The 18,192-nt window shown below is 60.3% G+C and carries 19 protein-coding genes; 9 read left to right on the top strand and 10 right to left on the bottom strand.

Annotated features, from left to right (window positions below; translation table 11 throughout):
- Positions 1 to 27 precede the first annotated feature (27 nt).
- Complete coding sequence (locus G5S37_RS07350) at positions 28 to 1,863, top strand: SLC13 family permease (RefSeq protein WP_343229913.1); 1,836 nt, start codon at positions 28 to 30, stop codon at positions 1,861 to 1,863.
- 554 nt (positions 1,864 to 2,417) lie between these two features.
- Here G5S37_RS07350 and G5S37_RS07345 read toward each other — a convergent pair.
- Together G5S37_RS07345 and G5S37_RS07340 are read right to left on the bottom strand one after the other, a co-directional pair.
- On the bottom strand, positions 2,418 to 2,678 hold the full coding sequence (locus tag G5S37_RS07345) for a hypothetical protein (protein WP_165202266.1): 261 nt from the start codon (positions 2,676 to 2,678) through the stop codon (positions 2,418 to 2,420).
- Positions 2,679 to 2,812: 134 nt separating this feature from the next.
- Positions 2,813 to 4,120 carry a phosphoribosylaminoimidazolesuccinocarboxamide synthase gene (locus G5S37_RS07340; protein ID WP_165202264.1) on the bottom strand — a complete coding sequence of 436 codons (1,308 nt, stop codon included), beginning with the start codon at positions 4,118 to 4,120 and terminating at the stop codon, positions 2,813 to 2,815.
- A 148-nt stretch (positions 4,121 to 4,268) separates the two neighbouring features.
- On the opposite strand from G5S37_RS07340, the gene eda reads away from it, so the two are divergent.
- From eda to G5S37_RS07320, 4 genes are all read left to right on the top strand, one after another.
- Positions 4,269 to 4,964, top strand: a complete 696-nt coding sequence (gene eda, locus G5S37_RS07335) for a bifunctional 4-hydroxy-2-oxoglutarate aldolase/2-dehydro-3-deoxy-phosphogluconate aldolase (protein WP_165202262.1) — start codon at positions 4,269 to 4,271, stop codon at positions 4,962 to 4,964.
- A 134-nt stretch (positions 4,965 to 5,098) separates the two neighbouring features.
- The gene (locus G5S37_RS07330; protein ID WP_165202260.1) at positions 5,099 to 5,503 is read left to right on the top strand and encodes a GxxExxY protein; all 405 of its coding nucleotides are present in this window, start codon (positions 5,099 to 5,101) and stop codon (positions 5,501 to 5,503) included.
- 204 nt (positions 5,504 to 5,707) lie between these two features.
- The gene (nagB, locus tag G5S37_RS07325) at positions 5,708 to 7,591 is read left to right on the top strand and encodes a glucosamine-6-phosphate deaminase (protein WP_165202258.1); all 1,884 of its coding nucleotides are present in this window, start codon (positions 5,708 to 5,710) and stop codon (positions 7,589 to 7,591) included.
- Positions 7,592 to 7,648: 57 nt separating this feature from the next.
- Positions 7,649 to 8,668, top strand: a complete 1,020-nt coding sequence (locus G5S37_RS07320) for an MBL fold metallo-hydrolase (RefSeq protein WP_165202256.1) — start codon at positions 7,649 to 7,651, stop codon at positions 8,666 to 8,668.
- Positions 8,669 to 8,680: 12 nt separating this feature from the next.
- Here G5S37_RS07320 and folE2 read toward each other — a convergent pair whose 3' ends face one another.
- The 8 genes from folE2 to G5S37_RS07280 all read right to left on the bottom strand — a co-directional run bounded on the left by folE2 (position 8,681) and on the right by G5S37_RS07280 (position 14,843).
- The gene (gene folE2 / locus G5S37_RS07315) at positions 8,681 to 9,472 is read right to left on the bottom strand and encodes a GTP cyclohydrolase FolE2 (RefSeq protein WP_165202254.1); all 792 of its coding nucleotides are present in this window, start codon (positions 9,470 to 9,472) and stop codon (positions 8,681 to 8,683) included.
- 105 nt (positions 9,473 to 9,577) lie between these two features.
- The gene (rpsR, locus tag G5S37_RS07310) at positions 9,578 to 9,817 is read right to left on the bottom strand and encodes a 30S ribosomal protein S18 (RefSeq protein ID WP_113956926.1); all 240 of its coding nucleotides are present in this window, start codon (positions 9,815 to 9,817) and stop codon (positions 9,578 to 9,580) included.
- Positions 9,818 to 9,854: 37 nt separating this feature from the next.
- Positions 9,855 to 10,028, bottom strand: a complete 174-nt coding sequence (gene rpmG / locus G5S37_RS07305) for a 50S ribosomal protein L33 (RefSeq protein WP_113956925.1) — start codon at positions 10,026 to 10,028, stop codon at positions 9,855 to 9,857.
- A 23-nt stretch (positions 10,029 to 10,051) separates the two neighbouring features.
- Positions 10,052 to 11,128, bottom strand: coding sequence for a TraR/DksA C4-type zinc finger protein (locus tag G5S37_RS07300; protein WP_165202252.1), 1,077 nt, complete (start codon positions 11,126 to 11,128; stop codon positions 10,052 to 10,054).
- Positions 11,129 to 11,283: 155 nt separating this feature from the next.
- Positions 11,284 to 11,871, bottom strand: coding sequence for a hypothetical protein (locus G5S37_RS07295; RefSeq protein WP_165202250.1), 588 nt, complete (start codon positions 11,869 to 11,871; stop codon positions 11,284 to 11,286).
- Between the two features lie 81 nt (positions 11,872 to 11,952).
- Complete coding sequence (gene moaA, locus G5S37_RS07290) at positions 11,953 to 13,014, bottom strand: GTP 3',8-cyclase MoaA (RefSeq protein ID WP_165202248.1); 1,062 nt, start codon at positions 13,012 to 13,014, stop codon at positions 11,953 to 11,955.
- 155 nt (positions 13,015 to 13,169) lie between these two features.
- The gene (locus G5S37_RS07285) at positions 13,170 to 14,111 is read right to left on the bottom strand and encodes a rhodanese-like domain-containing protein (RefSeq protein WP_165202246.1); all 942 of its coding nucleotides are present in this window, start codon (positions 14,109 to 14,111) and stop codon (positions 13,170 to 13,172) included.
- Positions 14,112 to 14,168: 57 nt separating this feature from the next.
- Positions 14,169 to 14,843 (bottom strand): hypothetical protein, encoded by a 675-nt coding sequence (locus G5S37_RS07280; protein WP_165202244.1) that lies wholly within the window; start codon positions 14,841 to 14,843, stop codon positions 14,169 to 14,171.
- A gap of 202 nt (positions 14,844 to 15,045) precedes the next feature.
- Here G5S37_RS07280 and G5S37_RS07275 point away from each other — a divergent pair, with 202 nt between their 5' ends.
- From G5S37_RS07275 to modA, 4 genes are all read left to right on the top strand, one after another.
- Positions 15,046 to 15,351, top strand: coding sequence for a metalloregulator ArsR/SmtB family transcription factor (locus tag G5S37_RS07275; protein ID WP_165202242.1), 306 nt, complete (start codon positions 15,046 to 15,048; stop codon positions 15,349 to 15,351).
- Positions 15,352 to 15,384: 33 nt separating this feature from the next.
- Entirely contained in the window at positions 15,385 to 15,765 is a 381-nt protein-coding gene (locus G5S37_RS07270) for a winged helix-turn-helix domain-containing protein (protein ID WP_206026343.1), read from the top strand.
- A 138-nt stretch (positions 15,766 to 15,903) separates the two neighbouring features.
- Positions 15,904 to 17,355, top strand: a complete 1,452-nt coding sequence (locus G5S37_RS07265) for an alginate export family protein (RefSeq protein ID WP_165202240.1) — start codon at positions 15,904 to 15,906, stop codon at positions 17,353 to 17,355.
- A 35-nt stretch (positions 17,356 to 17,390) separates the two neighbouring features.
- The gene (modA, locus tag G5S37_RS07260) at positions 17,391 to 18,176 is read left to right on the top strand and encodes a molybdate ABC transporter substrate-binding protein (RefSeq protein WP_165202238.1); all 786 of its coding nucleotides are present in this window, start codon (positions 17,391 to 17,393) and stop codon (positions 18,174 to 18,176) included.
- The last annotated feature ends 16 nt before the right edge of the window (positions 18,177 to 18,192 follow it).

Genomic DNA, 18,192 nt, shown 5'->3' with positions numbered 1-18,192 from the left:
ACATTCTCGCCTCCGGCCAGCCTCCGTTTGGCGATTCCATTGCAGAGGCAACACACCACCACCGTTCGCCCGCTCCCACTACTGATGACTCCTGACATAGCCATTCTGCTGGCACTCACGACCGCTGCCCTGGTCTTCTTCTCCTTTGAATGGATTTCCGCTGATGTAGTGGCGCTGGGACTGCTGCTTTCACTCACGCTCTTTGGACTCGTGCCGCTGGACCGGGCGTTTGCCGGCTTTGGCAGTGATACCTTCATCCTTATCCTCGGCCTGCTCATCATGACAGCGGCCCTGGTGCGAACGGGCGTGGTGGACTTGATGGGCCGTACCATACTGCGGCACTCAGGCACGAATCCCAAGGTGCTGTATATCGTGCTGCTGGTCGCAGCGGCGGGACTGAGCGCTTTCATGAGCAACACGGCTGCAGCGGCGCTTTTCATCCCGGTGGTGTTCGGCATCGCCAAGCGAGCGAAAATCAGTCCGGGCAAGCTGCTCATGCCGCTGGCCTTTGCGTCCATTGTTTCCAGTTCCGTGTCGCTCATCAGCACCTCCACGAACATCGTGGTGAGCGGCCTGATGCAGCAGCACAAGATGGCACCCATGGGCATGTTCGAAATGGCGCCGGTAGGTGTGCCCATCGCCGTGCTAGGGGTGCTCTACATGATTTTCGTGGGAAGGAAACTCGTGCCGGATCGCTTTGGTGCTTCCTCTGAGGAGGATTCCACACTGGTGGTGCGCCCCTACCTGTTTGAGCTTCTCATCCACGATGACTCCCCTCTCGCAGGCAAGACCGTGGCCAAGTCCGGTCTCGGGCGTGACCTGGAACTCACCCTCGTGCGCATCATCCGCAACAAGGATGAATATTACGAGCCACGCGCCGGCTCCATGCTGCGAGGTGGTGATGTCATCATCGTGGAAGGCAGTTCGGATGACATCGTGCGCATCAAGGATATTCCCGGCATCGACATCAAGGCGGACGTGAAGCTTTCTGATCCCGCCATCACACCGGATGAACAGGAACTCGCCGAGGTACTGGTACTGCCCGGCTCACGCCTCATTGGTCGCACACTCAAGAACGCCGGATTCCGCGAGCGTTATGACCTGCAAGTGCTGGGCCTCAGCCGCCACGGTGAGACCATGCACAAGAAGATGAGCACCATTCCCATCAAGGTGGGCGACATCCTGCTCGTGCAGGGACGTCGTGAGCAAATGATTCGTGTGAGTGACCAGCGCGTCTTCAGCATCCTCGGCATGCTGGAGGGGGAACGCCCCAAGGTGAAGCATGCACCGTGGGCCATGATCATCTTCCTGCTGGTGATACTCCTGCCCACGTTCAAACTGGTCACACTGCCCGTGGCCGTGATGCTGGGTGTCTTTGCCGTCTTCGTTACGCGGTGTCTCAGCTCGGAGGAAGCCTATCAGGCCGTGGAGTGGAAGGTTCTCGTGCTCGTGGCCTCCATGCTCTCACTGGGTGTCGCCATGGAGCACACCGGCACCGCCGCGTATCTCGCCGATTTGATTGTGGATTGGGTGGGCCACGCCGGCCCTCTCTGGCTGCTCAGCGCCTTCTTCGCCCTCACCGTGCTCCTCACCCAACCCATGTCCAACCAAGCCGCCGCCGTGGTGGTTCTACCCGTGGCCATCCAGACAGCCCTGCAACTCGGCGTGAATCCCCGCACTTTTGCCATGATGGTCGCCGTCGCCGCAAGCTGCTCCTACCTCACGCCTCTCGAGCCCGCGTGCCTCATGGTCTATGGGCCGGGACGCTACCGGTTCTTCGACTATCTCCGTGTCGGTGGGCCACTCACACTGGTCATTTTTGTGGTGGCCATCGTACTGGTGCCAAGGGTTTGGCCGTTGTAGCCATTCATAGCAAGGGTGGCTGCTCAGTCGCGGAGCGACGACCGTATCTCAGTCCGGCCTCTCAAGGCGTAAATCATGCGATTGATTCGGATGCTGTGACGCGAAGCGTCCCTGGACTGCGTGCAGCCCTGCTGCCGCTTTCCCCAGTGCAGCCTGCTGCACACTACACTGCGACGAAGTCGCCAAGCTTTCTGGACATATCACCTTACGAGCGAGTGCCACCATCGCCACAGCAGGCTGTGGACTCTGGAAAGCGGCAGCAGGGCTGCGCGCAGTCCAAGGTGGCTTCGCCACACAAGTTTCCCTATGGGCGGGTAGTGATGTCATGAGCATACAGTGCTGCCGAGCGCGATGGCCGATGCGCATTGATGGAAGCACAGCGGGTAGCGGGTAGCGCGCAGCGGCGAAGAACAACGTATCCTCCACCAGCACACACAGCCTTCCCTGCGCCATCGCCGGATGCCGCGCAAACAACTAGTGGGGGAGAAATCAACACGACTGCGGGCATGCTGGGGATAGGCATGTCAATACGACACGACCGGCTCTGACGGGAATCACGGTTCCAACCCAAGCGCCCGCCGATGCTCTCCCAACGTTGGCGCAATCGTCAGTGACCCGCACTTGGTGCAATACAATCCCCGCGCACTGCGGTCCGGTGTCATGAAGGGCATCCAGTCCGCCTTCCCATTTCTAATCTCCAGCACGGAGCTCCCAAAGCCCGTAGCAATAACATTTCCCCACGTGCGGTTCAGCGCCGCTTCGACCTCTACCAGGAGGTCACCACAGATGGAACAATGACGGGCCTCTTCACTCATGCCGCCACTTTTACCACGACACGGTGAATCCATGCCATCACAAAACAAAAACGGGCTCTCACTACGAGAGCCCGCCCAAAAAATCAGCGTTCGTTAGCTGCTATTAGCGGTCCGAAAATCAGACCGCCGCACCACTACGCCACCGAGTTCGCCTTCGCGTACTCATCGAACAGACCACGCGCGCGGTAGAACTCGACTTCGGCCACACCCACATCCTTCAGCGCGGACTTCACCTTCGCGGTGTCGCCGCCGCCCAGCACGTGCAGGCGGATGAGGTCCATTTTCTTCGCCTGCAGGGCGAGGAATTCGGGATCCACCACAGGGGTGTTCGGCCACTTGCCGGCGGCCTGGCCTTCCTTGAGCACCTGCTTGAAGGGTACGCCGCTCTTGTTGGCTTCCTTCTTCGCGTCGTTCACGCCAGCGAACCAGTCGGCGTGCACGATCTTGTAGTAGTCGCGCATGGCCTGCTTGTTGTAGTGCAGCACGAGCTTCTTGCCGTCTGTCTCAAGGAAGCTGGTGGCGCGGAAGCTGTCGGTGTCGATGGTGTCCACGTAGTAGAAGTCGCCATTGTCCACGGCGAACTCCCACTTGATGTCCCAGAGCAGCAGACCGATTTCGTCCAGAAGCTGACGCACGGCCCAGGCGCCGAGGATGGTCATCTTGATCACGGAGACGAAGGCCTCTGCCTCCAGGCCGCTCATGAGCAGCGCTTCCTGCTTGGAGACGTTGCGATCTTCCGGCTCGTGCTTGCTGGTGAGGTCGAAGATGGGCTTCTCCAGGAATTGCCAGGCCTGCATGGGCTTGGTCAGACCGAGTTCCGATTCATAGGCGCGCTTGCCGGAGTCCGTGAGGCTGCCGTACTTCTTCAACACGGAGGAGCCGCCGGTGATCCCGAAGCGCACGATGCTCTCGAGCGGAATCACATACGTGCCCGCCTGGTGGAACATGGCGTAGTCATACACATAGGTGCCGAGGAAGGTCTTCTGCACCGGCTTCATGATGGGGAAGCGGCGCACGACGTTGTAGGTGCTGGGCTTCGCTGGCATGCCTTCGGTGGCAATCACGCCCGTGTCTCCATCGAGCATGCCCACGTGGTGGGTCTTTGCGCCTTCGCGCAGCATCGTTTCGAGCGGTCCCTTCTGGATGTCCTCCTTGAAATAGGCGGGCAGATCGGGGTCAGCCACGATGGCGTCACGCACCTTGGCCCAGGTCTCAGGCTTGCCCATGCGGGTGTAGAGCGCGTGGCGGAAGGTGGCGCGGGCGACGTCGCTGCCGGGAATGTCGAAGATGCTGCCCACGTCGAACACGCTGCCAGCGTTCGTCGTTTCGCAGACCATCAGGTCATCACGGCCCGGCACGGCATAGAGGTGCTGCACGGAGCCGATGTAGATGGGCTTGCCGAGTTCGGAAGGGCGGACGGAGGGGAGGCTGGTCTGGGACATGTGCGGGTTGGAAAAGGAATCGGATGACTCAAACAAATTGACCCCGGGCGCAAGGAGTTTCCTCCGCCGTTCGCACCCCGGCCGGGGCCTGAGCGACTAGGGGAATTCATGGATTGCGGCGCAGCCGGTGACTGGCTAGCGTGCACGCATGCACGAGCATCTCCTTCGCATTGAGCAACTGGGCGTGGTCCCCGCCATCATCCTGGAAAACGTGTCCCATGCTGAGCCTCTGGCCAATGCGCTGCTGGACGGCGGCCTGCCCTGCGCGGAAGTCACCCTCCGCACGCCCGCCGCCCTGGAGATTCTGAAGCGCATGGCCGCCTTCGCCAAGGAAGGCCTGCTCGTCGGCGCCGGCACGGTGCTCACCCCGGCTCAGGCGGATGAAGCCATCGCCGCCGGAGCGCAGTTCATCGTGACCCCAGGCATCGATGCCGAACTCGTGCGTCACTGCCAGGCCCGGCAGGTGCTCATCATCCCCGGCGCCACCACGGCCACGGAAGTCATGCTGGCCGCGAACCTCGGCTTGGAATGCGTGAAATTCTTCCCCGCAGAAGCCAGCGGCGGCATCAAGATGCTGAAAGCGCTCCACGGCCCCTTCCCCAACATGCGCTTCATGCCCACCGGCGGCATCACCTTGGAAACCTTCCCCGAGTACCTTCCTTTCAAGCCCGTGGTCGGTGTCGGTGGCACCTGGATGGTGAAGAAGGAATGGATCTCCACCGAGCGCTTCGACATCATCGCCGACGCCTGCGAAGCCACCATGCTCGCCGTCGCTGATGCCCGACGCGGCAACCGCCTGAGCAAGACCAAGAGCGTGGGCACGGCGGCGGACTGGCAGGAGTGACGCAACGCTCTTTGGGGTGGTGAGTGATGGTAATGGCCGCAAAAGAACGCAAAGAGCGCAAAAATTAATGAACGGCTGAAAAAGTTTTGCAGGCATTTGCCAGGACCTAATGGCTGGGCATATCTATTTGCTCCATGCGTTCCATCAATGAGCTATGCAACTTGGTGCGGCAGACGGCCTATGATATCCATTTGTATCATGGGCATGGGCACTTGGAAAAAGTGTATGAGAATGCCTTGGCGCACCGTCTTCGGAAACAAGGGTTGTTGGTAGGACAACAGCAGCCTGTGTCCGTTTTGGATGAAGATGGCACGGTGGTCGGGGAGTACTTCACGGACCTCCTGATTGAAGGTGTTATCTTGGTGGAACTGAAGGCAGTGAGCACTTTGCTCCAGCAACACGCCGCTCAATTACTTGGCTATCTAAAGTCCACGCGTATCGAGCACGGCCTTCTCATGAACTTCGGCTCCTACAAGTTCCAGATCAGAAAGTACGCATTGTCGCAGGACCAATCCCGAGATGATTCCCATCGCGGATAACTATGCCCAAGCAGTACTCCACCCCTCCAATACACAACACCACCCAGGACCTCATCACTTTTTGCGCTCTTTGCGTTCTTTTGCGGCCATTCCGATCGCGCTACCTCTCCCCTGACGTCACCCCGCCACTTGCAATGTGCCAGCCGCTCGTGATGTTGGCGGCTCGCACGCACGCACGTTCGCTTTCCACCTCACTCTACGACCATGTCCAAGCGCCGCTCCGCCGCCGAGGCCTACGAAAAGATACCGACCATCATTCATGACAGCTCGGCTGCTGCCGCTGCTGCTCTCGCCCAGGAGGTGAAGGAACTCATCACTTCCCGCGCGGCGAAAAAGAAGAATGCCATTCTTGGTCTGGCCACGGGTTCCACACCCGTTTCGTTTTATCGCGAGCTCATCCGTCTGCATCGCGAGGAAGGGCTGAGCTTCAAGAATGTGGTGACCTTCAACCTGGACGAATACTACGGCCTCACGCCGGAGCACCCAGAGAGCTACCACCGCTTCATGTGTGATCAGCTGTTTGATCACATCGACATCCCGAAGGAAAACATCCACCTCCCCAGCGGCTTGGTGCCCGGCGATCAAGTCTTCGAACACTGCCGCGCGTATGAGGAGATGATCGATGCCGCTGGTGGTGTGGACTTCCAGATTCTGGGCATTGGTCGTACGGGCCACATCGGCTTCAACGAACCCGGCTCCTCCCGCGAGTCGCTCACGCGCCGCATCACGCTGGACCGCATCACGCGCCAAGACGCCGCGGCGGACTTCCGTGGTGAAGAAAACGTGCCGCGCTTCGCCATCACCATGGGTGTCTCCACCATCCTGCGCGCCAAAAAAATTGTGCTGATGGCCTGGGGTGAAAACAAGGCCGGCGTGGTGGCCAAAGCCGTGGAAGGCGCCGTGACAGACGCTGTCTCCGCCTCCTTCCTGCAGGAGCATCCAGAAGCACGCTTCTTCGTCGACAAGGGCGCCTCGCGTGAACTGACTCGCGTGAAGCTGCCATGGCTCGTCGGTCCTGTGAAGTGGTCCCCCAGCGAAACCCGCCGCGCGGTGTGCTGGCTCTCCGCCAGCATGAACCGCCCCGTGCTCAAGCTCATCGACGAGGACTACAACGAGCATGGTCTCTCCGACCTGCTGAGCGAGCAGGGCCCGGCGTACAAGCTGAACATCAATATCTTCAACCAGCTGCAGCACACCATCTCCGGATGGCCCGGTGGCAAGCCTAATGCGGACGACACCTTCCGCCCCGAGCGCGCCAAGCCGTACCCGAAGCGCTCCCTCATCCTGAGCCCGGAGCCCCAGGACGCGGTGGTGAGCCTCGGCAGTACCGTCGACCGCCTCGTGGAGCAGGGTCATGACATCCGCCTCGTCGCCATGAGCAGCGGCAGCCTGCGCGTGGCCGACAGTGAAGCGGACAAGTTCGCCAGCACCCTCCAGGAAATCGCCACCCTCTCGCCCGAGGGCTGGGATGAGCAGACGGACTACGCCCGCCACATCCTGCGCCTGCTGGAAGAGAAGGGAGAATTCGGCGAAGACCAGCCCGCCCTGCGCCAGCTCAAGAGCTTGATTCTGCGTGGCGAACTCCGCGACGCCGCTCACGCCTTGGGAGTGGGTCAGGAGAAGGTCCAATTCCTCAATCTCCCCTTCTACGAGCGCGGCCGCTATCGCCGCTTCAAGCTGGGTCAGGAAGACACTGCGGAAGTGGTGAAACTGCTCAAGGAATTCCGCCCGCACCAAATCTACGTCACCGGTGATGCCGCTGACCCTTCAAGCGTGGCCGCACTCAGCTTCCGAGCCTTGGAGCAGGCGCTCGCCGAACTCCAGCACGAGGACTGGGTGGCTGCCTGCTCCGTCTGGCTCTACCGCGGTCGTGAGAAGGCTCTGGAGCCTTGGGAAATCGACATGGCCGTACCCGCCAGCCCCATGCAGCTCGAGCGCAAGGCGCGCGCGCTGACCCGCTACCAGTCCCTTACCAGCATGGAAGGCGAAGTCACCAAGGTGAACCAGCACACGGCACACCAGTACGACTCCCTCGGTCTGGCGAACTACGAAGCCATCGAGAGCTTCCAGCGGTGGCGGAAGGTGTAGAGTAGGCCGGGCCACGACCTCCACTGCTCGTCACGGGCTCGCTCCCACCTCATCCACATGAGTCTCACAAACGTCGTCTTGGGTGAGGCCGGGTGCGACAATGCCCTGTTCCTGCGCATCGACAGCGGCAAGTCGCTGGAGCGGCTCCTGTTCGATTGCGGGGAGGACTGTGCCTCGACGCTCCCATTCGCGGAGGTGAGCAATGTGGATCAGCTCTTCTTTTCCCACCTGCACATCGATCATGTGGCGGGCTTCGATTCATTCTTCCGCTGCACCTACGATCGACTCACCAAGCCCAATCACATCTGGGGACCTCCCGGCACCGCGCAGATCCTGCAGCACCGATTTCAGGGATTCCTCTGGAACCTGCAAGCTGGTGAGCCGGGTGAATGGCGTGTCTCTGAAATCCACGAATCGGAAATCCGAACGACCCGTTTCGACCTCGGCGAAGCCTTCAGCATCGCGCATCAGGAGTCATCTCGCCCTCATCAGGGCATCGTGTGGAGTGGCGCAGGTGGCACCGTGAAGGCGTTCACGATGGATCACAAGACGCCTTCCATCGCCTATCTCGTGGAGGAGCACTCACGTCGCAATGTGGATACATCCAAGCTGGCGAGTCTGGGTCTGAAACCTGGTCCCTGGCTGAAGCAACTGAAGGACGCGTCTTCAGACTCACCACCACTCTTGATCGAGGGCGCGCCACATGATGTGAAATCCCTGCAGGATGCGCTGATGACCGAGTCCAAGGGTGACTCCACCGCCTACCTCACAGACTTCCTCTTGGACGACTCCACTATGGAAGGCCTCGCAGAATCGCTGCACGGTTGTGGCACCATCATTTGCGAAGGCCAATACCGGCATGCAGACATCGAGCTGGCGCGGAAGAACTACCACATGACCACGGTGCTGGCCGCTAAACTGGCAAAACGTGCCGGCGTGGAAAAGCTCATCCTATTCCACGTCTCCGACCGCTATGCTCGCGCCGAATGGCAGGAGATGCTGCGAGAAGCGCGCGAGGCATTTCCCAACACGCACTATCCAGAGCACTGGGGCATCGAAACCAGCGCCAGCGCCTGAACCGCAGAGCTTCTACCGCTCCACCGTCTGCTCAATCAACGCATACGCGTTGTGATTGTGGATGCTCTCGAAGTTCTCCGCCTCCACCTTGAACCAGGTGATTTGCGGGTGCTGCTTGGCGCGTAGGGCCACATTGCGCACGAGGTCCTCCACGAAGACGGGATTCTCGTAAGCACGCTCGGTGACCACCTTTTCGTCCGGACGCTTGAGCAGGCTGTAGAGTTCGCTGCTGGCGCTGGCCTCCACCAGATCCACCAGCTCTTCAATCCACACGGGTTCCGTGAAGCGCACGGAGAAGGTGACCACGCCGCGCTGGTTGTGTGCACCGTGGGTGCTGATGGCCTTGCTGCACGGGCAGAGCGTCGTGACGGCCACTTCCACGGTCACCACGAAGTCCACTTTTTCAGCTTCGGCATTCACCTCGAAGATGATGCCGTAGTCCATGAGACCCTCCGCCTTGGTGGCAGGGGCCTTCTTCTTGCGGAACCACGGAAAGCGGAACTCCACGTGCGCCTTGTCCGCGTGCAGCTTCTTCAGCAGCTCGCGGGGCATGCCGGCGATGTCTCCGACCGTGAGCACCTGTCCGTGCGAATGCAGCACTTCCACGAAACGGGACATGTGCGTGCCCTTGAAATGATGGGGCAGGTCCACCGCCAGTGACACCACCGCCACCGTGCTCTGCTCCGCTTGGTCCCGGTCCCGGATTTTCAGGGGGAATCTCAGCCCCTTCACGCCTACACGATCAATCGGGATGCCACGGGCATCACTCTGGTTTTGGGTGTCGTGCAACTTGGAAGCAGGCATCGGTCAAATCGGTCGCGGCGGTTCGTCTTGGAGACAAAAAACGTTCCAGCCGCGAGACCGGAACGTTTTTCAAAAAGCAAAGGAACTTTGCGAAGTCGAGATCGACTACTTGAGGAGGTTCACGGCGCGAGCGCGCTTGATTTCCTTGGTAATCTTGCGGTGAACCCAGGCAGCCACGCCGGTAACGCGGCGGGGAAGGATCTTTCCGGTCTCCGTGCAGAACTTGGCGAGAAGCTCAGGATTCTTGTAGGTGATCTGTTCCGCGGGGAGGTCGATGCGGCGACGGGGCAGCTTGCGATTGTGCCTGCGGAAGGCGATCAGACGTTCTTTGGTCTTCGGTTGCATGAGGTTCTACGGGAAAGAGACAGGTCGAGGCCCAAGCTTAGCGAACTTCGCGATGCAGGGTGCGCTTGCGCATGAAGGGATTGAACTTCACCTTCTCCAGACGGCCAGGTGTGTTCGGGCTCTTCTTGTTGCGCGTGGTCACGTAGCGGGAGGGAGGCATCCCTGCCGGACGGGCTTCGGTGCATTCGAGGGTGATGATATCGCGAGGCATAAAAAGTGGGCCGGTAGAATGGACTACTCTTTCATGAAGTCAAGCGAGGATTCAGTCGGGCTGGAATCCTTGGTTTCGCCTTCTTCATCGTCTTCATCTCCTTCTCCTTCTTCATCAAGGCCAAACACCGATCTGACGATGGGGCGACGGAAGCGGCCACCACCCATCTGATCGCGCTCAATTTGCTCCTGCATCTCGCGGGTATAGCGGGTGTAGGGCAGGGCTTCGAGACGCTCATCCGGGATTTTTTTGCCAGACAGCTCGCACAGGCCGTAGACACCACGGTCCATACGCTCAAGCGCTTCGTTGATTTCGTAGAGCGCATCCTGCTCCTTGGTGAGCATGCTCAGGGCAAAGTCGCGGTCATACGCGTCGCTGCCGGCATCTCCCATGTGCATGCCGCCCACGGAGGCATCGCTGCCTTCCGGACGGGAGCGCAGGGTCTCAGCGGCCATGCCTTCCATGAGGTCGGAGAGGGCGCTGCGGAGCTCAATGAGGCGCTGGTGCTGCTTCTTGAAGAAAGGAGGAAGCTTCTTCGGGTTGTAGGCAGGCTTGAGCACCAGGTCAGCGGAAGCCTCGAGCGGGCTTTGCTTGATGACCTTGGGCAGGGGGGCGTACTGGGCCGGGGCCGCTGCCGGAGCTTTGCCAGGCGCCTTCGCCGGAGCCTTGGCGGCAGCTGCAGGCTTGCCGTTCCCGTTCGTCGTCTTCGCTGCGGGAGCCGCAGCAGGTGCGGGCGCGGGGGCAGGAGCCGGCTTGGCGGCTGCGGCGGGAGTCTTGACGGGCTTGCTCGTCGTCTTGGTGGTCTTGCTGGCGGAGGCGGCAGGCTTGGCGGCGGCTGGCTTGGAAGATTCTTTCTTGGGGGATTTCACGTCGGGGGATTGGGGTTTGCCCTTCACCGGCTGATGTTTGGCCGTTGCTGCGGATTTCTTTGGGGCGGCGGCAGCTTTTTTGGGGGCAGGGGCAGGTTTCTTTGCGGGCTTGGCAGAAGGTTTGGCAGCAGCCTTTTTCACTACGGCCTTCTTAACTGGCGCTTTGGGCTTGGCAGCCTTCGCGGGTTTCGAAGGTTTTTTGGCGGTAGTCTTTGCAGGTTTCTTGGCCATGGCAGGAAGGGGAAAAAGGATTGCACACCGAAAGCCGACACTGTCTCCACTTAATGCCTGAGCATCAGATCGGAAAAAGTGGCGCGAAGTCTAGCGTCTGGGCGGTGGGGTGCAACAACATTTCGCGAGCTTGTTTTGACGAACCTTTTCGCAACTCATTTCAAAAAAATCGAAACCTTTTCCACCACGGGCTTGGCGGCGCGGAGTCCGGCGTGGGTGCTGGGTATCTGCCGGTCCCCCTGGATGTCATCACTTTGAGGGCCCGTGGAAGTAAAACGCACCATGACCTTGCCGGCCAGTTTTCCCTTCTCAAAAAGGGCATAGCCACCCATGTCCCACCCAAAACCGGTCATCTTGAAGGGAGCTCCATTGGCCTTCTCCACCTCCGCGAGCGTGGCGCCCCGCTTCAGGCCTTCCAAGTCCCACGCCTTGCCCACCAACTCCACTTCGAGAGCCTCTTTCTCCGGGTTTTCGGGATCCCAGATGACGTGCATTTCACGGTCTGTGCCGCCCAGCACGATGGCGCCCTTGATGGTCTCGCCCTCCACACCCGGCAGGTCCGTGGCCTTCACATTTTTTGGCCCATAGGCTGTCTGGAGCTCCGAAAGGGTGGTGGTGCGGGTGACTGCGCTGACCCTCTTACCGGGCTCGATGGTGTAGTCCGGCCCTTCGCCCCACACGGCACCCGTCGCCATCACCAGCACCGCAGCGGCCATCCATCTTCCCAAGGTATTTTTGCTCATTCCCGACGATTCTCCCACGCCAGTTCTCCGCTGCCAAGCGAACAAACAACTCCCTCGCACAATCACCGTGAAAGAGCCGGCTCAGCCGCCAATGCGGGACATCTCTGCCTTCGCCACCTGCTGCGGTTGTTGTGGCTGGTGGGCCCGCAGCTCACTGTAGCGGTCATCCCGCTTGTGCCATACCCCACGCACAAAATCCGCCAACTCTTCATCCGTGGCGCCGTCGCGCAACAGACTCCTCAAGTCATGCCCCTGCCCATTGAACAGGCAGGTGTACAGCTTCCCGTCCGAAGAAACACGCGCACGCGTGCAGTCCCGGCAGAAGGGCGCGGTGACGGACGAAATCACTCCAATCTCCCCTCCCCCATCCCGGTGCCGGTAGCGCCGGGCCACCTCTGAAGGTGCGTGTGCCGGCAGCGGCTCCAGCGGAAAGGCCTGCTCGATACGCTGCAGAATCTCACGCGCAGGCACCACGTGTTCCATGCGCCAGCCGTTGGAATTCCCCACATCCATGTACTCGATGAACCGGAGCACATACTGCGGCCCGCGGAACCGGCGCACCAGTGGCAGAATCTCCTGCTCATTCACGCCACGCTTAACAACCGTGTTGATCTTGATGGGACCAAAGCCCGCCTCCAGCGCCGCATCAATCCCCGCCAGCACCCGGTGCACGGGGAAATCCACGTCATTCATCGCGCGGAATACGGCGTCATCCAGCGCATCCACACTCACCGTGAGCCTGCTCAATCCAGCCGCGCGCAAGGCAGGCGCCAGATTCACCAGCGCGGAGCCATTCGTGGTCAGTGTGAGATCCTGCACTCCCGGGATCGCGGCGAGGCGTGCAATCAGCACATCCAGCTCACGGCGCAGCAGGGGCTCGCCACCGGTGAGGCGAATCTTCTCCACGCCCAGTCCCACAAACACCTGGGCGATGCGGGCCAGCTCCTCAAACGAGAGAATCTCCGACTTGGGCAGGAACGCATGCGAAGCGCCAAAGAGTTCCTTCGGCATGCAGTAGGTACAGCGGAAATTGCACCTGTCCGTCACGGAGAGGCGCAGGTCCGTCAGCGCTCGGCCAAGCCCGTCCCGCACCACGGGGGATACCGTGGTGGCTGTGGGGGCAGTGCCGGACTCGGAATACATCTATCCCAAGGATACGCACGGTAAGGCCTTCCAGCAAAGTCCTTGTGACAGGGGACAGGCAGGCCCCAAAAGAAAACAGCATGCCCCGCCGCTCACCAGTGCGACGGGACATGCTGAGATACCAACACCAACCAGGCGCTAGCTAAAGGGTCAGGTTACTTCGCCTTGTTCTCGGTCGTTTCCGCAGGCAGGGACTTGTCCTTGAGCCACACGTATTCCTTCCAGGCGCCTTCGTAGAGGCGCACGTTAGGATAGCCGGCCACATGCTTCAAGTAGAAGCGCAGCAGGCTGCCCTCACGCGAGGTGCCGCAGTAGCAGAGGATTTCCTTGTCCTTGGTGATGCCGGCCGCTTCGAGCTCGGCCTTCACGTCCTCATACTTCTTGAACTTATGCGTGTTGTCCTTCTCCATGAGCTTCGCCCAGTGGAAGCTGATCGCTCCGGGGATGTGCCCCTTGCGCAGCCAGATTTCGTCCTGGCCGAGGTACTCATTCATGGGGCGCGCATCCACGAGGATGTGGCCGGGCTTGTCCTTCTGGGCGATCACTTCCTCAACGGTCAGCGCCACTTCGGGATGACCCTTCTTCGGCAGATTGCCTTCGGGATTGCCGTAGTATTCCTGCGTGGGCTTGAAACCCGCGGCCTTCCAGGCGGGGAGTCCACCGTCCACGATCTTGATGTCTTCGATGCCGTACTTCTCCAGCACGAAGGCGACCATGCTCGCGCTCAGGATTTCATCATTCGGGAGCTGTTCGCCCGTGGCGTAGATGATGTGGGTGCGGCCTGCCGTGGCGCCCGCGCGGAGCAGGAGCGCCTTGGTGAGGTCCGCAGGAAGGTACTGCACCGGCACTCCGTGATCCGTACCACGCAGGGTGTCGAAGTTGATGTGGTGCGCCGTGGGCAGGTGGCCGCGGAAGTAGTCCTTGTAGCCGCCGCGGGTATCCAGCACGATGGGGCGCTTGGCCGCATCGGAGGTTTCGATGAGCTTTTTGGCCTCTTCCGGCGAGATGATGCCGATTTCAGCCGAGGCCGTGCCAGCGACTCCCGAGAGGAGGGCGGTGGCAGCCAGGAGCGCGAGTGTCTTGGGTCTGGGTTTCATGGGTTCGAACGATGACAATGACTGTCTGCTGCTAGTTTTTTTTGAGGTGGGCGGATGTCAGAACTTCAGGACGAAATTCAGCTTCACGGTGAAAATGGGATCCCCATCATCGAAGGGCTGGCTCATCCAGGACTCCAGCACCACGTGCTCGTGAAGGGCATACAGGAAGCCGAAGCTGGCCATCCAGTCGGACTCATCCGCAATCTGAATCAGGTCCGTGCGCAGCACGAGGTCGCGCTCCAGCACCTTGAAGGTCTTGTCCAATCCGAGGAGGACGGAGTTGTTGTCCGTCTGGAAGCCGTAGCCGGCGTGGGCGCGGAACATCCCACCGAAGTCATGGGAAAGAACCGCATACGTGAAGGGGTCACCGGCTCGGTCGCGGTCATCGTTGGTGAGGGCGATGTTCGCCACACCGAGGCCCAGCGTCGGGAGCCCTTCACCGAAGGGCAGCGAGTACTTCGCATGGAACACCACGGGACCACCTTTGTCCGGCAGAATGTGGGAGTCGGCGCCGAGCTCAAACTTCTGCCCGAAAACATCCAGGCCGGTCTTGAAGCCCAGATTGAAATCCGAATCGACGTCATTGCCGAAATTGGAGAATGCCTGGATGACGCCCACACCCATGGGAGTGACGTCTGCGGTCGGGATATTGTTCAAGCCGCTGGGGGTGGCGGAGAGGGAGCCGCAGAGTGCGGTGAGTGCAAGGGAGACGGATACGAAGTGTCGTTTCATGTGGGAGCGTGTGATGCGAGGGGAGCGCAAACAAGGCACATGCGGGCCGCTTGGGGAGAGCCTACATATGCTTATGTGCGCATATAAATGAAGACGCACCAGAGCAACAACCTGTTTCGAAACTTTCAGAACATTTTCGTTTCCCGCAGTTGCACACACCAGCGGACTTGCCGATTTCCCGTAATTGCGTTAGAAGTCGCCTGTGAAAAAGTTCGACTGCATTCACGCACTCAAAGCGCTCGGTGAGGAAAACAGAATGCGCATGGTGCGCATGCTCCTAAAAAAGGAGCGTAGCGTGAATGAAATCGCGGAGTCGCTGGACATCACGCAGTACAATGTTTCCAAACATCTCCGCGTACTGCGCGAGGCCGGCCTGCTCCAGACGGAGAAACAAGGCCAGCAACGCCTCTACTCCCTGGCAGAGGATTTCCGCAGCCACCTGAGCGATAACAACAACGTGCTGGACCTCGGGTGCTGCACCTTTGATTTCAACAAGCTGCCGAAGTAGTCAGCCCAGGCCACCGCTATTTTCCCGAGTCCCGTGGCTGCCACCAAGAAGTCCGCATCCGGCACCGGGAAACCGCGTGTGTTTCCGCGCTTCCGCATGTACCGGGGGAACGACCTCGTCCTCGGCCCAGGCAAAGCGGAATTGCTGGCCCACATCGCGGAAACCGGCTCCATCTCAGAGGCCGCACGACGCATGGAAATGTCCTACAACCGCGCCTGGCTCCACGTGAAAACCATGAACGCAGGATTCCGCGAGCCACTCGTCTCCTCCTCGCGAGGTGGCAGTGAAAAGGGTGGCGCCACACTCACGGAAACTGGCGAACAGGTCCTGAAACTCTACCGCCAGATGGAACAGGAAGCCTCCCGCGCCATCGAAAAGACCCAGCAAAAACTGGCAGGCCTGCTCAAGGCCTGAGCACGGGGCGCAGCCCAGCTTTTCATGGCACTTCATGTCTTCCATGAACCCAATTCATCATCGATATATTTGACTGAATATATCGAAGGCCGTATCCGACCGCGCCTCACAGACACACTCACACATCGACTCCCAACCATGAAGACTCTGAGAAACAGTGCTTCTGCACTCCTGCTCTCCGCCACCTGCCTCTGGGCCGGTGAACCTGCCACCTCTCCCAAGGCGCCTGTCATTCCTCCACCGAAGGAACCGGTCAGCGCCGGTTTGCTCAATGACTACCTTCGCAGCCAGTCCCCGGCCTTCAGCGAATGGGACCTCGGCGTGCAATTCCGCACTCGCTATGAACTGAAGGATGACGCTGGCTCCTTCCCCAACCGTGACTTCATCAGCCGCGGGCAGAACAACAGCAACGACTACTTCCTCTTCCGCGAGAAGATCCACGTGGGCTGGCAGCCGGAGAGCTGGCTGAAGGTTTTCGTGCAGGGCCGCGGTGCCCAGGTCGCCTCCGACGAACGCGATCCCAGCCCGGATGAAGACTCTTTCGACCTGCATCAAGCGTACATCCAGCTCGGCGACCCGAAGCTCTTCCCGCTCACGCTGAAAGTCGGTCGCCAGGAAATGCTCTACGGTGATGAACGTTTCATCGGCATCGGTGACTGGAGCAACGTGGGCCGCAGCTTCGACGCGGTGAACGTGCGCTGGAGCCTGGGCAAGGCGACGTGGATCGATCTCTTCGCCTCGAATGTGGTCATCGCCCGTGACGATTACTTCAATGAATCCAACGACGAGGATCTCTTCTCCGGCATCTACGCTTCCTCACAGGAAATCGTGAGCACACTGGAGACGCAGGCATTTTTCCTGGCCCGCAATGTGGACTCCGGCTCTCCGAATGCCATTGCGCCCGGTGTCGGCGGTCCTTCCGAACGTGACGTGTACACCTATGGCGTGCGCATCAAGTCGCTGCCGAAAGCCTTCGGGGACTGGGATTTCACCTTCGAAAGCGCTGGCCAGTTCGGCGAAGTGGTTAGCGGAGGCCGTGAACTCGACCTCCAGTCTTATGCAATTACCGGCAGCTTTGGATACACCTTTGCCAATGCGTGGGGCAAGCCGCGTGTCGGCCTGGGCTATGACTACGGCTCCGGCGACGGCGACCCGAACGACGGCAAGCAGGAAACCTTTGAGCAGCTCTTCGGCACCAACCACCGCTTCTACGGTCTCATGGACCTGACGGGACTGCGCAACACGAACAGCCCCCGTGTCTCCTTCTCCATCAAGCCCAGCAAGAAGCTGACCGTCTCCTTGGACTACCTGCTCTTCTGGCTGGCAGATACGAATGACTTCTTCTACCCCGAGTCCGGTTCCGGTCGCAATGTCAACGGCTACGGCAGAAACCCCAGCTTTGACTCCTTCGTAGGCTCCGAACTGGACCTGCTGGTACGCTACTCCCCCACTCCGCGGTCCGACCTGCAAGTTGGCTATGGCCATTTCTTCCCGGGCGACTATATCAAGAGCTCGGTGGGCCGCGTGCCTGCCAATGGCGGCGCGACCGGCGCAGACTGGGTCTACGTGCAGGCCACCTTCAACTTCTAACCACGCGAATCCTCAACCGTCCGCGATATCCTCCCATGAATAGATCGACCTTCTTCGCCCGTGCCTTTCTGGCCGCGGGCGTCCTCCTGCCCCTGGTCACGACCACCATGCAGGCCCAGACACCCACCCTCCGTGTTTCCGCCGCAGCAAGTCTCGCCGACGCGCTGAAGGAGATTCACGGCCTGTATGAAAAGAAGACCGGTGGCAGGATTGAGCTGAACCTCGGTGCCTCCAGCCAGCTTGCGCGGCAGATTGAAGAAGGCGCTCCCTCCGATGTCTTCATCTCCGCCGACCTTGCGAAGATGGAAGGCCTGGAAAAGAAAGGCCTCGTCAATGTGGCCACCAAGGAGAACCAACTCTCCAACGCCCTCGTGGTGGTAGTGCCCTCCGACAGCAAACTGGAGATCGCTGGAGGCAAGACGCTGGCCGAAGCTGGCGTGGCTAAGGTCGCCTTCGCCGATCCCAAAGCCGTGCCCGCAGGCATCTACGGCAAGGAGTGGCTCACCAAGATGAACCTCTGGGACAAGGTCGAGCCCAAGGTCATCGCCACGGAAAACGTGCGCGCCGCCCTCGCGGCGGTGGAATCCGGCAATGTGGATGCTGGCATCGTGTACAAGACCGATGCCGCCATCTCCAAGAAGGTGAAAATCGCCTTCGAAGTGCCCGCGAGCGAAGGCCCGGTCATCACCTATCCCATGGCCGCTCTGAAAAGCTCGTCCCATGCGGAGGCCGCGAAGCAATACCTGGATTTCCTCGATACCCCTGAAGCGAAGGCGGTGTTTGAGAAGTTCGGCTTTGTGGTGCTGCCCGAAGTTCCTTGAGCTTGAAAGCCGGCGG

The sequence above is a fragment of the Roseimicrobium sp. ORNL1 genome, from assembly GCF_011044495.1.
GTDB lineage: Bacteria > Verrucomicrobiota > Verrucomicrobiia > Verrucomicrobiales > Verrucomicrobiaceae > Roseimicrobium.
The sequence above is the reverse complement of the archived record's forward strand: the minus strand, read 5'-3'. Positions and strand labels throughout refer to the sequence as shown.

Bases quoted from the DNA above. Each gene is read 5' to 3' on its own strand.
- G5S37_RS07345 (WP_165202266.1), bottom strand. From the start codon at position 2,678: ATGAGTGAAGAGGCCCGTCATTGTTCCATCTGTGGTGACCTCCTGGTA.
- G5S37_RS07340 (WP_165202264.1), bottom strand. From the start codon at position 4,120: ATGTCCCAGACCAGCCTCCCCTCCGTCCGCCCTTCCGAACTCGGCAAG.
- eda (WP_165202262.1), top strand. From the start codon at position 4,269: ATGCACGAGCATCTCCTTCGCATTGAGCAACTGGGCGTGGTCCCCGCC.
- G5S37_RS07330 (WP_165202260.1), top strand. From the start codon at position 5,099: ATGCGTTCCATCAATGAGCTATGCAACTTGGTGCGGCAGACGGCCTAT.
- nagB (WP_165202258.1), top strand. From the start codon at position 5,708: ATGTCCAAGCGCCGCTCCGCCGCCGAGGCCTACGAAAAGATACCGACC.
- G5S37_RS07320 (WP_165202256.1), top strand. From the start codon at position 7,649: ATGAGTCTCACAAACGTCGTCTTGGGTGAGGCCGGGTGCGACAATGCC.
- folE2 (WP_165202254.1), bottom strand. From the start codon at position 9,472: ATGCCTGCTTCCAAGTTGCACGACACCCAAAACCAGAGTGATGCCCGT.
- rpsR (WP_113956926.1), bottom strand. From the start codon at position 9,817: ATGCAACCGAAGACCAAAGAACGTCTGATCGCCTTCCGCAGGCACAAT.
- rpmG (WP_113956925.1), bottom strand. From the start codon at position 10,028: ATGCCTCGCGATATCATCACCCTCGAATGCACCGAAGCCCGTCCGGCA.
- G5S37_RS07300 (WP_165202252.1), bottom strand. From the start codon at position 11,128: ATGGCCAAGAAACCTGCAAAGACTACCGCCAAAAAACCTTCGAAACCC.
- G5S37_RS07295 (WP_165202250.1), bottom strand. From the start codon at position 11,871: ATGAGCAAAAATACCTTGGGAAGATGGATGGCCGCTGCGGTGCTGGTG.
- moaA (WP_165202248.1), bottom strand. From the start codon at position 13,014: ATGTATTCCGAGTCCGGCACTGCCCCCACAGCCACCACGGTATCCCCC.
- G5S37_RS07285 (WP_165202246.1), bottom strand. From the start codon at position 14,111: ATGAAACCCAGACCCAAGACACTCGCGCTCCTGGCTGCCACCGCCCTC.
- G5S37_RS07280 (WP_165202244.1), bottom strand. From the start codon at position 14,843: ATGAAACGACACTTCGTATCCGTCTCCCTTGCACTCACCGCACTCTGC.
- G5S37_RS07265 (WP_165202240.1), top strand. From the start codon at position 15,904: ATGAAGACTCTGAGAAACAGTGCTTCTGCACTCCTGCTCTCCGCCACC.
- modA (WP_165202238.1), top strand. From the start codon at position 17,391: ATGAATAGATCGACCTTCTTCGCCCGTGCCTTTCTGGCCGCGGGCGTC.